This is a genomic window from Lewinella sp. IMCC34191 (genome assembly GCF_003390935.1).
In the GTDB taxonomy this organism is placed as follows: Bacteria; Bacteroidota; Bacteroidia; order Chitinophagales; family Saprospiraceae; genus Neolewinella.
Map to the genome: position 1 here is coordinate 381,996 of NZ_QNQZ01000001.1, position 14,652 is coordinate 396,647.

Genomic DNA, 14,652 nt, shown 5'->3' on the forward strand with positions numbered 1-14,652 from the left:
GAACCGCTAACCCGTTTCCGTATCTACCTCTTCCAGGGCAAAACTATAGAGGTAGGGAGCCTTGTGAGCTTTGCCCTCCCGTAACTTCTGGTGCCGACGCAGCAGGCCGGTGGCCAGCATCTTCCGCTGGAACGTCGAGCGGCGAAGTTCCTTTCCCAAAATCGCCTCGTACACGTGCTGCAACTCCTTCATGGTGAACCGCGTAGGGAGCAGGTTTTTACCCACCAGGTTGCTTTCCAAATTCTGCCGTAGCGTTTCCAGCGCCCGCTCCACTATCCGGGTATGATCGAACAGAAGTGGCGGCAGTTCGTCCACGTCGTACCAGGCAATGGAATCCGACAGGGCATCCGGTTGCAGTTCCACCCCATGGTAATCGATCAGGGCGTAATAGGCCACGGACACGAATCGGTCCATCAGCCAGGGCTGTTCCTCCGGCGCGTACCCACTCATCTGCAGGATAGTACGCATGGCCTTGCCGTCGGACCTTTCCATGCTCCCGAAGGTGTGGAATTGCCGCAGGTAAACATCGGCTAAGCCGGTTCGCTCTTCCAACCCCCGGCGGACGGCATCATCCAACGCCTCGTCCGCCCGCACGAAGCCGCCCGGCAGGGCAAACCACTTCGTCCGGTGGTACTCCATGATCAGGATCTTTAGCCTTCCCTCGGCGAAGCCGAAGATGACCGAATCGTAAGCCAGGTGGGGTAGGTAAGGAGCGGAAGAATCGCTGGGCATAGGCCCCGAAGGTAAGGCCCCAGGAACGATTTGCCCCGAAGTAAACTAAACAGTCCGTATTATTGTCTCAAAGTGAGACATTAGCTTCTCGCGCTCAATCATGCACTATGCGATTCCTACCGTGTTTTCTTATTTTCATCTATATGCTCTCCGCTACCGAAGCCGCCGCTCAGGATAATTTCGGACTTCCCGTGCGCGTCCAAACGACGGCCGGCACCATCGAAGGGACATTCGACACCCGTTCCGGCGTACAAAAGTTCCTGGGTGTTCCCTTTGCCGCGCCCCCGGTAGGAGAACTGCGGTGGCGGGCCACGCAACCAATCACCTCCTGGGAAGACGTACGGGAAACCAAAGCCTTCGGGCCCCGGCCGGTACAGCCACCGGTCTTCGGCGATATGGATTTCCGCTCGGCGGGAATGAGCGAAGACTGCCTCTACCTCAACGTCTGGTCGCCGGCCGAGTCTCCCGATGCCGCCCTTCCCGTACTGGTGTACTTCTACGGCGGTGGATTCGTAGCCGGTGACGGTAGTGAGCCCCGCTACGACGGTCAGCGTATGGCCGAGAAAGGTATAGTAGCGGTTACGGTCAACTACCGCCTCAACGTATTCGGTTTTATGGCCCACCCGGAACTCTCCGCCGAAGCGGACTACGGTGCCTCCGGCAACTATGGGCTACTCGATCAGCAGGCCGCCCTGCAGTGGGTGCATGACAACATCGCCGCCTTCGGGGGTGACCCGGCCCGCGTTACCATCGCCGGAGAAAGCGCCGGCTCGGTATCGGTCAGCGTGCAGATGGCTTCGCCCCTATCCCGGGGCCTCATCGCCGGCGCCATCGGCGAAAGCGGGGCTGCTATCGAACCGACCCTGGCCCCCGTACCCCTGGCGGAAGCGGAACAAACCGGGGCGAGCTTCGCCGAGCAGATCGGGCAAGCGAGTCTGGCTGAACTGCGCCAGCTCAGCACCCTCGAGCTCTACCGGGCCTACGTCAAATCCCAGCGCTTCGGCTTCCCCCTGGTCGTAGACGGTTATCTACTGCCCGCCACGCTGCCGAAGATTTTCGCGGCCGGCGACCAAGCCCAGGTACCGCTGCTGGTAGGATGGAACTCCGCCGAAATCCCCGGTATGGCCTTCATGCAGGGCCAACCCTACACCACGGAGGCCTACATCGCCAAGATGAAGGAAACCTACCCGGATCGCTACGAAGAAGCCCTCGACTTGTATCCGCACGCAACTGCCGAGGAGGTTGAGTACTCCGCCACCGACCTGGCCTCCGATCGCTTCATCGTGTACAGCACCTGGCGCTGGTTCGATCTGCACCGCCAACACAGCGACTCGCCCGTATATCGCTATCTCTTCAGTCGGGTGCGTCCCCCGCTGGTTGACCAGAATCGCATGAGTGCATTGGCCGGTGGTACCGTCGAGCGCGATGACAGTACGCCGCCGCCCCCACAGCCCATCGGAGCCCCGCACGCCAGTGAGATCGAATACGCCATGGGTAACCTTCACCTGGTCAAAGACTACGACTGGACCGATACCGACCACCAGGTATCCCAGGTCATGCAGGACTACTTCGCCAACTTCATCAAGACGGGTGATCCTAACGGAACGGAGTTACCCAACTGGCCGGCCGCAACCGCCGACGAAGAGCAACCCTCGGTCATCGTCATTGACGAAACCACCAAGGCACGGCCGGCTACCAACGACGACCGCTACCGCTTCCTTTCCGAAACCTATCCGAAAGGGTAAAGCCACCCCCTCCTCCAAGCAAACAAATCGATCATGCAAAGACTGTTTCTATTTCTCATCACCGTCCTTATCTGCCTGCCCGCCGTGGCCCAAATTGAATCCGGCATGGACGTCGCCGTCACAGAAACCAAATCCGGCAAGGTCCGGGGCTTCATTCGCGATGGAGTCTATACGTACAAGGGCATTCCCTACGGTACGGCCAACAGATTTGAAACCGCCACCGCCCCGGAAGCGTGGGAGGAAATCCGTAGCTCCCTTTCCTGGGGCCCCGTTGCCCCCCTCATGAATCCCACGACCATGGTCAACGACGAAAGCGAGTTCGTTTTCGACCACGACTGGGGCTATCCCAACGAGGACTGCCTGGTGCTCAACGTCTGGACGCCCGGCATCGACGACGGCAAGAAACGGCCGGTCATGGTCTGGCTGCACGGCGGCGGCTTCACCGCGGGATCCTCCCAGGAGCTGCCTTCCTACCACGGGCAGAACCTCGCCCAGAACGGCGACGTGGTGGTGGTGTCCATCAATCACCGGCTCAATGTTCTGGGCTTCCTCGACCTCTCCGCCTACGGAGAGAAGTACGCCACCTCCGCCAACAACAGTATGGTAGACGCCCGCCTGGCCCTGGAATGGGTACGTGACAACATCGCGAATTTCGGCGGTGACCCTGAGAACGTGCTCATCTTCGGCCAGTCCGGCGGCGGCGCTAAAGTGAATACCCTCATGGCCATGCCCTCCGCCAAGGGGCTGTTTCACAAAGCCGTGAATCAATCCGGTGCCTTCCGCGGCGGGTTCCTCACCCGGGAAACCTCCCAGGCACTCGGCAAGGAAACCGTAGCCCAGCTCGGGATCCTGGAGAGCGACATCGACGCCATCCAGGAAGTCCCCTTTGATACGCTCGTCGCGGCCAGTCAGCGGGCCATCCGGGTCGTCTCCCAACGGCTGCGCGATGGCGGGGAAACCGTTCCCGGCTTCGGACTTAGCTGGGGGCCCAGCGTCGACGGAAAGGTGTTGCCCTACCAGATGTACGATCCGGAGGCTTTGGCCCTGTCCCGCGACGTTCCCCTGCTCATCGGTACGGTGAAGAACGAGTTCATGCCCTCGCTTCGCTCCAATATGTCCGACGCCACGGAGGAGGAAGTGGTCGAGTACCTCGGCAATCAGTACGGCGAAAAAGCCGAAACCTACCTGCGGGCCGTCCGGGAAGCCTACCCCGACGACACCCGCGCCTCGGACCTGATGGACGTAGATATGATGTTCCGCCCCGGTGCCGTGTACCAGGCCAATGAGAAATCTTCCCTTAAAGGGGGCGCCCCCGTGTACATGTACCTCTTCACCTGGCAGTCGCCCGTACTCGACGGCAAATACAAGGCGCTGCACTGCATGGAGATCCCCTTCGTCTTCGACAACATCGACCGCTGCGACCAAATGACCGGCGGCGGCCCGGAAGCTCACGCCCTGGCTAAGGACGTTAGCCGCGCCTGGATCAACTTCGCGCATTCCGGTGACCCCAATCACGACGGCCTCCCTGAGTGGCCGACGTATAACGCCAACGAAGGAGCGACCATGATGCTCGACCTGGAAAGTAAAGTCCGCAACCACCCGGACCAGGCGCTCATCGACTTCATGTCCGCCAATCAGTAGGGCGGCGGAGCGCAGGTAAAAAGTGCGTTACCAACAGGATGGATAAGCCCGTTCCTGCTTCAACGCAGGAGGAACGGCCACGCCTATGGCGTGGCCGTTTCGTTTGGTGGGAAGCAACAAGGGACGTAACTGCAAGGTGAGTATTTAACGCCGCGCCCCGTTGGTTTAACGCGTTCGTAACGGAAGGGAAGAGTCGGTATGCCTACGTTTAGTCAAACCGATAAGCAATGTCCCCCAGACCGATAATTTCCTGTGTATTCCTTTTACTCTTTACCTCCTGCCTCCCGATCTATATAGCGCGGAACAAAGTACCGACTCGGGAAATGCCACCTTTAGCAATTCCGTCCGGCGAATCGGTGCGGGTGGTGCACGGCGATCCGGGTAACCCCATGCAAGTGTCCGTAGAACGGGCGCTGGCGGAGGCCGGCTTTACCGTGTTTTCCAGTGGTCTGCTGGGTGCCAGTATGCCTGCCTCGGTTCTCAGGTATGAGGCAGCCGATACCACCGTTTACCGTACCGACCGCGCGATGGTATACCAACGACTGTACGAAGATCAAGAGGTCCAATACCTACTGAAATACAGCTACACCGGTGAAGTATCGACCCTGACGGGTTTCAGCGCTTCCCTGGTGCAGGCCGAAGACGGTAGACTGGTTGGAAGTTACTCCGACACCTTTATGCTGGGCCGCAACGCGGCCCGGGTGATGGAAGACTTCACGGAAAGTCTACGCCGTGCACTGTCCAATTAAGGCCTTATTTACTTATTCGGATTCGTCACGGGTCGAGAAGCGGTAAACCGTTTCGGATTCGTAGGTGTCGCCCGGCTCCAGGATGGTCGATGGGAAGTCCGCCTGATTGGGTCCGTCGGGGAAGTGCTGCGTTTCCAGGCAAAGCGCGCTACGCAGTTCGTAGCTGACATCGTCTTTCCCGGTAAAGCTGCCGTCGAGGAAGTTGCCGGAGTAGAATTGGATACCCGGCTCGGTGGTCAGGACTTCCATCATGCGTCCCGAGGACGGATCGTACAGGGTAGCCACCGAGGTGAGGCTGCCGCCGCCGCTGTTCAGCACCCAGTTGTGGTCGTAGCCCTGGCCGAAACCGAGTTGCTCGTTTTCCTCTTCGATCCGCTCGCCGATGGCGGTGGGTTCGCGGAAGTCGAAGGGGGTACCTTCCACGTCGCGCAATTCACCGGTAGGGATGAGGGTATTGTTGACCGGCGTGTACGCGTCGGCATCGATCATGAGTTCGTGGTCGAGGATGGTACCTCCGCCGCTCAGGTTGAAGTAGCTGTGGTTGGTCAGGTTGACCGGGGTGGCCTTGTCCGTGGTGGCCGTGTAGTCGATGCGCACCTCGTTGTCGTCGGTCAGGGTGTAGCGTACCGTTACGTCCAGGTTGCCGGGATAGCCTTCCTCACCGTCGGGGCTGGTGCGCTGTAGCTCAACGGCATTCTCCTCGTTCATTGCCGTAGCGTTCCAGAGTTTGGTGTGAAATCCTTCGGGTCCGCCGTGGAGGGAATTTGGCCCGTCGTTGGTGGGCAGTTCGTAGGTTTCTCCGTTCAGGGTGAAGGTGCCGTTGGCGATGCGGTTGCCGTAGCGTCCGATCAGCGCGCCGAAGTAGGGATCTTCTCCCAGGTAACCTTCCACCGTGGGGAAGCCGTGGGCTACGTCGGCCATATTACCGTCGCGGTCCGGTACCCGGATGCTCGTGATGATGCCGCCGTAGTTCGTGATGTCGACCTCCATGCCATTTTCGTTGGTCAGCGTGTAGACCTCCGCCGGTCCTTCGGGGGTGTCGCCGAAGCCGGTCACGGATACGCTATCCCGCGTAGTTTCTTCCTCCGCCGTGGCCGTATCGGCGTTGCCCTCGCCACCACAGGCATAGAGGAGGGAAAGAAGGAGGTAAATGGAAAAGTGAATTCGCATGCTGAAAATGTTTTTACCTGCGCTCCGGCGCAAAAATGGTTATGTAGGTACGGGGAGGTTGGTGCTGAAAGTTAGCCGCTAAAGTAGCCGTAAGCGATCAGAATCAGCAGCACCACGACGCCCGACCAGATGACGTCTCCCTTCGAGTAGCTGGCTTTGGTCTCCGCCCGGTCGGCATCGGATAGCGTTCCGTAGGTCAGGCCGGCGATCTTTTCGTAGGCGGGTGCGGGGGTGGCGTAGCTCACGCCGACCATTACGGCCGCACAGACCAAGAAGATCAGCAGGCTGTAGTACTGGAAGAAAATGTTGTTGACGAACCAGAAGAAGGAGCCCTCCTCGTAGGCGAAGTTTTCGCCCAGTGCGACCGGGGTATCGATGGCCAACCGGAAAAGGCCCATGGCGAAGCCTACTCCGAGTGCCCACAGACAGCCCTGGGCATTGAGCCGTTTGTTGAAGACGCCGAAGAAGAACACCACGAAGATGGGCGGCGCCAGGTAGCCCTGTACGCTCTGGAGGTAATCGTACAGGCCGCGGCTTCCCTGAATGACGGGAATCCAGGCCAGGCCGATGACGACCATGGCCGCCGTGGCGAAGCGGCCGATACGGACCAAACTGGCCTCGCTGGCGTTGGGGCGGAACTTCGAGTAGAAGTCCATCGTGAAGAGGGTAGAGGAGGCGTTGAAGACGCCGGCCAGCGAGCTCATCAACGCGGCCAGTAGGCCGGCTACGACGAGCCCGCGAATACCCACGGGCAGCACCGTAGCCACCAGTAGCGGAAAAGCCTGTTGGGCGTTCTCCGTGACGAGTTTTCCGTTGGCGTCGAGCAGGGCCTCGCTCATGACCTGCATTTTACCGCTGCTGGCGAGGGCGAAGGAGATCATGCCGGGAATGATGAAGATGAACACCGGCAACAGCTTGAGCAGCGAGGCGGCGATGGTACCCCGGCGGGCTTCGGTCAGGCTCTCGGCACCCAGCGTGCGCTGGACGATGTACTGGTCGGTACACCAGTACCACAGGCCGATAATGGGTGCGCAGAAGAGCATACCGAGCCAGGGGTAGTTGCTGTTGAAGTACCAGGCCATGCGGGTCTCGCTGATGACCGGCTCCCAGGTGCTTTCCACGCCGTCCGGTACGAGCGGCTTCCAGAGGTTGAACATCTCGGTACCGGCGATGCGGCGCAATTCGCTCCAGCCGCCCAGGGCGTCCAGGCCGTAGTACGTCACGAGGACGGAACCCAGAATGAGAATGATGGTCTGGATAGACTCGGTGTAGGCTACGACCTTCAGTCCGCCGAGGATCGTGTACGCTCCGGTGAGGATGATGACCAGGATGGAGCCGATCCAGAAGCTATCGAGCCCCATGAACGAGATCTCCGGCATTAGTACCCCGAAGACGATGCCGCCGGCGAAGATGCCCACCGCCACCTTCGTGAGTACGTAGGCCACCAGGCTGATGAGCGACAGCACCACCCGCGCGGCGGGGGAAAAGCGGCGCTCCAGGAACTCCGGCATGGTGAACACCTTCGAGCGCATGTAGAAGGGGGCGAGCACCCAGCCCAGCACCAGCAAACACCAGGCGTGCAGCTCGTAGTGGGCCATGGCTACCCCGTCCGTCGCCCCGGATCCGGCGAGGCCGACGAGGTGCTCCGAACCGATGTTAGAAGCGAAAATGGAGGCACCGACCACGAACCAACCCAGGTTGCGGCCAGCGAGAAAGTAATCGTCGGAGGTGTCGGACTTCTGGCTGATGACCCACCAGGCAATGCCGAGGATCAGGGTGAAGTAAGCGACGATAATGATCCAGTCGATGGTAGCAAGTACGGTCAAGGGAACGGAAGTTTACGGAAACGGAGGATCCCCACGCCGGAAGCCCTCCGGCGCGGGCGGGGCCCGCCGGTAGCGATCGTGCCGGAAACGTGGGTTGGGATAATTTGCATGATCAAGCCTTCCTCCCACCCATACGTGCGGAGGGCAAGACAAATATAATTACAAAATTGTCTCCTTGACAATTATCATGTTGTCAATTTTGCGGGGTGGCCACGGGGAAGGCGCGTGCCTAGTTTTGGCGATTATCGAGACTGGCGGGGTTGGCGAGGTTGCCAGGGGGCGGGTGCGCGGAATATTCGCTGGGGGGATAGCCGTAAAACTTTTTGAACACCCGACTGAAGTACTTCGGGTCTGAGAATCCGGTTTGGTAAGCGATCTCGGCGATGGTTAGCCCGTCGCCCGCCAGCAATCGGCGGGCCTTCTCCAGTTTGAAAAAATTAACGAAGTCGGTGACCGAGCGATCGGTCAGGGATTTGAGTTTTTTATAGAGGAGGCTGCGACTAATGAATAGTTCCTCGGCCAGCTGTTGTTGGCTAAATTCCGGACGGGTGTAGTTCCGTTCCAGGACATCGTACACGCTCTGCAGAAATTGCTGGTCGACCGGATTCACGGCCGCCGTCTCCGGAACCGGCGTGGCCTGCTTGCCAAAGAGTCTGCGCAGCCGCCGGCGGGTCCGGATCAGGTTATCGATACGCGCCATGAGAATCTGGAGGTTGAAGGGTTTGGCTACGTAATCGTCGGCTCCCGTCTCCAGTCCCTCTACCCAGTTCTCGACCATTGCCTTCGCCGTCAGCAGTATGACGGGAATGTGGCTCGTTTCAATATTCGTTTTAAGTTCCCTACACAGCGCGATACCGTCCATGCGGGGCATCATGATGTCGCTGACGATCAGGTCCGGGAGCTGATTTTTAGCTTCTTCCAGGCCGGCCACTCCGTCTTCCGCGGCCACCACCCGGTACCTGCGCCCCAGGCGTTGAGTAAGCAGGAAGCGAAGATCGTAATTATCTTCTACGATCAGCACCAGGGGTGCCTCCGCGCCGGGTTCCGGAAGAACGGGTACGGGTAACATCAGCTCGCCGGCCGGCGGGACCCAGTCGCGGGCGCCGTGGTCCGCCATCGGTGTCGCTTCCTGTTTCACCTCTTCGGGCAGGAACGAGCGGCGGCGGTAGGGTAGGTAGACCGTGAACGTGGATCCGCTGCCGACCTCACTCGCCAGCGTCAGGCTGCCGTGCATCAGGTTCACCAGTTCCCTTACCAGGGCCAGGCCGATGCCGGAGCCCTTTACCGTGGCCTGCGCCGAGTCGGGTGCCTGGTAAAAGTGATCGAAGATGAGGGAACGTTCGGATTCCGGAATGCCGATCCCCGTATCGCGAACGGCGATCTCCACGCAGGGAGCCCCATCGTCGCCCGGCCCGGCGTCCAGGAAACAGACATCCAGACTGACCGAACGGCCGGCCGGGGTAAATTTAAGGGCGTTGGCCAGGAGGTTATAGAGAATGTGCTCCAGCTTCTCCGCGTCGAACCAGGTCTTCGTCCGCGGATTCGTCACCGCGAAGCGGTAGTCAATCTGCCGGTGGCGGGCCAGGTCCTGAAAGGACAGAAAAATACCCTTGATGAAGTGGACCATATCCCCCCGGCTGACGCTAACCGTCTGCTGCCCCTCCTCGATACGCCGGAACGTCATCAGTTGATTGATCAGCTGCAGGAGCCGTTGCGCGTTGCGGTTAACGATATTCAGGCTGTGCTGCACCTCCCCGTTCCCGTTAAAGCGCTCCAGCAGGCTTTCCAGTGGATCGAGAATGAGCGTCAGCGGCGTGCGGAACTCGTGGGAAATATTCGTGAAGAAGCGCAGGCGCGTCCGGTTCACCTCCTGCACTTTCTGGTTCAGTTCGATAAGCCGGTCGCGCTGTTGGCTGATCTCCAGATTCTTTACTTCCAGTTCGTCCTTCTGCTCGGCGATCTCCCGCTGGCGCTGGGCCAAAGTCGTATTGGTCGCGTGCAGGTTTTCTTTCTGGCGCTCGATCTCCGCCGTCCGTATGCCGACTAGCCGTTCGAGCTTCTTGGTCTGCGCCCGCAGAAAATGCAGCCGCCACCGCATGTAGGCGAAAACCGCCCCGGCCAGCAGCATCACCATCAACAGGCGAAACCAAGTGGTCTGGTAGAAGGGAGGATAAATGACGAAGCGTAAGCGGGTGGGCTCCCGTTGCCAACTGCCGTGGCCATTCGACGCCTTTACTTCGAAGGTGTAGTCGCCACCCCCCAGGTTGGTGTAGGTGGCAAAACGCCGGTCGGCCCCCACGGTCACCCAATCCTTGTCCACCCCGACCATCCGGTACGCGAATCGGGTCTGGTTGGGCAGAAAGTAATCGAGCGCCGAAAAAGTGAGGGAGAAGACATTGTCCCGGTACGACAGGGCCACTTCCTCCGCCCGACTGATGGCCGACGTGAGCGGGACGGTTCCGTGAATGGCTTCTCCTACGCTGACCGGTTTGTCCAGGATCTGCAACGACGTGATCACGGCCGCCGCCGGATCCGGGTAGGCTCCGATCGCGCTCGGGCGAAAGTAGTTAAGCCCCTCGACCGAGCCGAAGTACAGGTAGCCATCCGAACCCCGGTGGGAAGCCGACCAGTAAAACTGGTTGCTAAGTAAACCGTCGGCACGGTAGTAATTCTTGAATTTCATACCGTCCGGGTCGAAGCACGACAGGCCGTGATCCGTACCCAGCCAGAGGTAACCGCGGTCGTCGATCTCGATGGTATACACCACGTTGTTACCCAGTCCGTCACCCTCGTCGAATACCCGGAACCGCGGTTCGCCCCGACCGGGACCGGGAGTTACCGCGATACCCCGCCCGTAGGTGCCCACCCAGATCCGACCTTGGTGGTCTTCGCGCAAACTGAGGATGTAATCGCCCGTAAGACCGACCCCGGAATCTCGCGTATACCGGTCGATGTCGTCCGCTGCCATACCTCTTCCATCGCGGTCCAGGGCGCCGGCCGGGAAGCGAAACAGGCCCCGGCGCGTCCCGATCCAGTAATGATGCTTTGCGTCCAGGAGGATGCAGCCTACCTCCCGAATGGAGGCCAGCGGATGGTCGTTGCCAAAGGGATGAAGCTTACCGGTGGCGGGGTCGATCGTCGCCAGCCCTTCTTCCGAGCCGACCAAAATAAATCCTCTTGGATCCAATTGAAGGGAGGATATAAAGGCCCGGGGGGCGGCCGGCGAAGAATCCGCGGTCAGAGGCCGCTCGAAGGTACCCGTACGCGTATTAAACCGGTTGATACCGGATCCCCAGGTACCCAACCATAGATCATCCGCTTGGCCGCGTAGGATGGTGGTGACGAAATCGCTACTGATGCTCCGCGGATTCTGCATGTCGTGGGTGTAGGACCGGACGTCGCCCGTACTCCGATCGATGCGGTTCAGGCCGCCCCCGGCCGTGCCCACCCAGAGAATTTTTCCCTCCTCCAGGATGGAATTCACCGTGGGATGGCTCAGCGTTCCGGATTCCCCGGCCTGGTGCGTCAGCGCACCGAAGCGATGCTGGTGCAAATTGTATTTGTTTACCCCGCCCTTTTCGGTGCCGATCCAAACGTTCCCGAGCTGGTCGGTAAGGAGGGAGTTTACGAATCGGTTATTCAAATCCTGCCGGCCCTGCCCCCGCTGGGTGAGGGAACGAAATTTTTCCGTTAGGGGCTGAAAGAAGTTGACCCCACCCAGGGTCCCTACTACAAGGGTACCTTCGGCATCCCGGGCCAGTGCCGTGACGGTGTTGTGCAAAAGGCTAGCGTCGTTTTGCGGATGGTGCTGATACCGGCGTAGCGTACGCTCTTTCCAGCGGTATCGTACCAGGCCGGCGTGCGTGCCTATCCAAAGATCGCCGTCCTCGGGCAGTAGGGTAGTGACCGGCATTCTCCCCACCTCCCCGGGCAGGCGCCTGGATGCTCCGCTATCGGCGACGGTAAACACGCCGGCGTCCGTGCCTACGATCACCCGCCCGTCGCCCAGGGAGTCCAGGGAAGTGATCGTCGCGGCGGGCAGCGAAACGCGAGAATAGGCTGTAACGAGTAGGCGGTCGGGACCGGGTTGCGCTAAACGTAATACGTAGAGACCGTCCTGCCGGGTACCGACCCAGACCGATCCGTCGGCGGCGGAATGCAGAGCCGTTATGTCGGCGGAGCGCAGGGTTAAGGCCGGTAACGTGAATTCAAGAAATCCCCGCTGATGAAGGTCATACACGGCCAGTCCCTTCGACGTACCGATCCAGATCCTGCCATTTGGGTCTTCCATCAGGGCGTGAACCCCGTTATCGGGCAGCCCGGAGGCAACATCGCTTTGGGATCGGAACGTCTCAAAATCGTACCCGTCGTAGCGGCACAAACCGTTCCAGGTGGCGAACCACATAAAGCCTTCACTGTCGCGCAGCATGTCGTCTACCGTATTCTGGGCCAGGCCGTCGTCGGTGGTGAGGTACTGAATACGAAAGGGGAAGGGTTCGGCGGCCTGGACTCCCACCGCCAACAGGCAGCCGGCTACGGTCAGTAGCGCGCAGACGAACTTTCGCGGGGAGGGAATACATGGCATGATCGAAACGCACTGAAGTCGAAGAGAAGGGGAATATCGGAATTATTCCCTGCTTAATCGTTGCCGTCGCGGACCCTTGATCGAAGTTGTCGCACGGTCCACCTTTCTTGCGGAATTGTCCACCCGGGGGAGGCCGACGTGCTTATACATTTGCCTTAAGGGAGGGCGATTATCCACAATTGCTTCGGGGCATTGCCAGTGAGCGGGGTTGCTGCGGGAGGTAGACCGCTTGCTGGATTGCCCGGGGAAAATCAGGAGTTCGGCCGGATCCGGGCGCTTTGTTTTGTATACATGATCGACTTTGTTCCAAGGGCGCGCGTGGGAAATAGCTGTTGAAGCTTATTGCCGCGGCGCCCTCTTTGCTTGGGGCGCGTCGAATTGTCCGCATTCCAAAACCTTGTTCCTATCCCCGTGTCCACCTATTCTCTTCAGTTCACGTTCCGCGCGTTAAAGAGGGCGTTTACGCCGTGGAAGTATCGTTAGGATGCGTATATGCCTATCCTTGCGGCCAGCTACCGTAAAATTCGCGTCACTAACTGGACGGAATCTAAATAATGGACCGTGTTCCCCACAAGTTTGTTAAAGAAATGTCACCAAAGTATCTTTGCCCGACCAGTGGAAAGCCCGTTTAGCGGTTCTCGCTGCAACATCCTAAATGTCAACATGATAATGACATATTTTCTGAAAACCCACCGGTTCCTCCTTCTTCTTTTCTGCTTTTTACTGGTAGTTGGACCCGTTTCCGCCCAGGATGAAGCGACCGACGACCCCACTGCGGAGTCCGTTGTGGAGGGCGATCCGGCCGCTTCGGCAGCCGAAGCCATTACCGACGAACCCGCCCCCGCAGGTGATGTAGCCGCGGGCGAGGGTGATCCCGCCCTGGGAGCCGCACTCTGGAAAGAGAACGTCTGCGGTACTTGCCACGCCAGCAACATGAACACCGACATGACCGGCCCCGCACTGGCTGGCGTGGAGTCACGGTGGGCCGGCGAACCCCGGGAGCACCTCTACCGCTGGATTCAGAACTCCCAGCGTCTGATCGGAACGGGAGAGAGCGCACGCGCACTCGCCGTCTGGAATGAATACCAGCCGACGGTGATGTCCAACTACACCAATCTGAGCCCGTCGGATATCGAGCACCTGCTAGCCTACATCAGCGGTGTAGCGGATGGTAGTTACAATCCTACCGCGGGCGGCCCGAATATCGGTCCGCAGGAGGAAGTCGCCGAAACGGATAACACTTGGCTGTTTATCATCCTCGGTGGCGTCCTGCTCCTCCTCTCGCTGATCCTCGCCCGCGTGACCAGCAATCTGCAATACATGGTGGAAGCCGGGGAGGGAGCCGCTCCCGCCCGCCGTACGCTGGCGCAGCTGCTTACGAGCAAGGGAATGATTGCTTTCATTCTGTTCCTGGTCGTGGTCATTGGCGGGTATACGACGGTTAATCACGCGATCGACCTGGGCCGCCAGCAGGATTACCAACCCGAGCAACCGATCAAATTCAGCCACGAGCTCCACGCCGGCATTCAAAAGATCGAATGTCAGTACTGCCACGATGGCGCACGTCGCTCGAAGCACTCGGTGATTCCCGCCGTCAACACCTGTATGAACTGTCACCGGGCTATCAACTACGGTAGCCAATACGGTACCGCCGAGATCTCGAAGATTTTTGCCGCCGTGGGTTGGGACCCGATGGAAGGTGCCTACATCGAGAACTACGACCAGATGAGCAACGAGCAAGCGCTCTCCATCTACCGTAAGTGGATCGAAAACCGCAACTACACCGAGGGCGTCGACGTCGATGACCTGGAAGAGCTCATCGATGAGCAGGTAGATGGTATCTACGGGGCCCTGACCAATGAATACACCGGTGACGACCGGGTACCGGGGCCGATTGAATGGACCCGTATCCACAACCTTCCCGACCACGCTTACTTCAACCACGCGCAGCACGTCACGGTGGGTAAGCTACGGTGCCAGAACTGCCACGGGCCGGTAGAGGAAATGGAAGTCGTATACCAGTATAGCCCACTGAGTATGGGCTGGTGTATTAACTGCCACCGGGAAACCGAGGTCCAGTTCCAGGACAACGAATACTACAACTCTTACCAACGCTACCACGAGGAGATCCAGGAGGGTACCCGTAGTTCCGTAACGGTGGAGGATGTCGGTGGACTGAACTGCCAGCGCTGCCACTACTAAGA

The 14,652-nt window shown here is 59.5% G+C and carries 8 protein-coding genes; 4 read left to right on the plus strand and 4 right to left on the minus strand.

Features of this window, described 5'->3' with window-relative positions:
* Nucleotides 1-6 precede the first annotated feature (6 nt).
* The gene (locus DRW39_RS01570; protein ID WP_116105233.1) at nucleotides 7-732 is read right to left on the minus strand and encodes an NUDIX hydrolase; all 726 of its coding nucleotides are present in this window, start codon (nucleotides 730-732) and stop codon (nucleotides 7-9) included.
* A gap of 107 nt (nucleotides 733-839) precedes the next feature.
* Here DRW39_RS01570 and DRW39_RS01575 point away from each other — a divergent pair, with 107 nt between their 5' ends.
* The 3 genes from DRW39_RS01575 to DRW39_RS01585 all read left to right on the plus strand — a co-directional run bounded on the left by DRW39_RS01575 (nucleotide 840) and on the right by DRW39_RS01585 (nucleotide 4,867).
* Nucleotides 840-2,477, plus strand: coding sequence for a carboxylesterase/lipase family protein (locus tag DRW39_RS01575; RefSeq protein WP_116105234.1), 1,638 nt, complete (start codon nucleotides 840-842; stop codon nucleotides 2,475-2,477).
* Nucleotides 2,478-2,510: 33 nt separating this feature from the next.
* Entirely contained in the window at nucleotides 2,511-4,118 is a 1,608-nt protein-coding gene (locus DRW39_RS01580) for a carboxylesterase/lipase family protein (protein WP_116105235.1), read from the plus strand.
* Nucleotides 4,119-4,441: 323 nt separating this feature from the next.
* Entirely contained in the window at nucleotides 4,442-4,867 is a 426-nt protein-coding gene (locus tag DRW39_RS01585; RefSeq protein ID WP_116105236.1) for a hypothetical protein, read from the plus strand.
* Nucleotides 4,868-4,879: 12 nt separating this feature from the next.
* On the opposite strand, the gene DRW39_RS01590 is transcribed toward DRW39_RS01585, so the two are convergent.
* The 3 genes from DRW39_RS01590 to DRW39_RS01600 form a co-directional block, all read right to left on the minus strand.
* A complete protein-coding gene (locus DRW39_RS01590; RefSeq protein WP_116105237.1) occupies nucleotides 4,880-6,037 on the minus strand; it encodes an aldose epimerase family protein in 1,158 nt (385 codons plus the stop codon).
* Nucleotides 6,038-6,108: 71 nt separating this feature from the next.
* Nucleotides 6,109-7,863 carry a sodium:solute symporter gene (locus tag DRW39_RS01595; RefSeq protein WP_116105238.1) on the minus strand — a complete coding sequence of 585 codons (1,755 nt, stop codon included), beginning with the start codon at nucleotides 7,861-7,863 and terminating at the stop codon, nucleotides 6,109-6,111.
* 229 nt (nucleotides 7,864-8,092) lie between these two features.
* A complete protein-coding gene (locus DRW39_RS01600; RefSeq protein WP_116105239.1) occupies nucleotides 8,093-12,448 on the minus strand; it encodes a two-component regulator propeller domain-containing protein in 4,356 nt (1,451 codons plus the stop codon).
* Between the two features lie 669 nt (nucleotides 12,449-13,117).
* Between DRW39_RS01600 and DRW39_RS01605 the strand changes: the two genes are divergently transcribed.
* On the plus strand, nucleotides 13,118-14,650 hold the full coding sequence (locus DRW39_RS01605; protein WP_116105800.1) for a c-type cytochrome: 1,533 nt from the start codon (nucleotides 13,118-13,120) through the stop codon (nucleotides 14,648-14,650).
* The last annotated feature ends 2 nt before the right edge of the window (nucleotides 14,651-14,652 follow it).

What these genes read in the sequence shown, in the direction of transcription:
- DRW39_RS01585 (WP_116105236.1), top strand. Translation starts at nt 4,442, where the DNA reads ATGCCACCTTTAGCAATTCCGTCCGGCGAATCGGTGCGGGTGGTGCAC.
- DRW39_RS01570 (WP_116105233.1), bottom strand. Translation starts at nt 732, where the DNA reads ATGCCCAGCGATTCTTCCGCTCCTTACCTACCCCACCTGGCTTACGAT.
- DRW39_RS01600 (WP_116105239.1), bottom strand. Translation starts at nt 12,448, where the DNA reads ATGCCATGTATTCCCTCCCCGCGAAAGTTCGTCTGCGCGCTACTGACC.
- DRW39_RS01580 (WP_116105235.1), top strand. Translation starts at nt 2,511, where the DNA reads ATGCAAAGACTGTTTCTATTTCTCATCACCGTCCTTATCTGCCTGCCC.
- DRW39_RS01590 (WP_116105237.1), bottom strand. Translation starts at nt 6,037, where the DNA reads ATGCGAATTCACTTTTCCATTTACCTCCTTCTTTCCCTCCTCTATGCC.
- DRW39_RS01605 (WP_116105800.1), top strand. Translation starts at nt 13,118, where the DNA reads ATGACATATTTTCTGAAAACCCACCGGTTCCTCCTTCTTCTTTTCTGC.
- DRW39_RS01575 (WP_116105234.1), top strand. Translation starts at nt 840, where the DNA reads ATGCGATTCCTACCGTGTTTTCTTATTTTCATCTATATGCTCTCCGCT.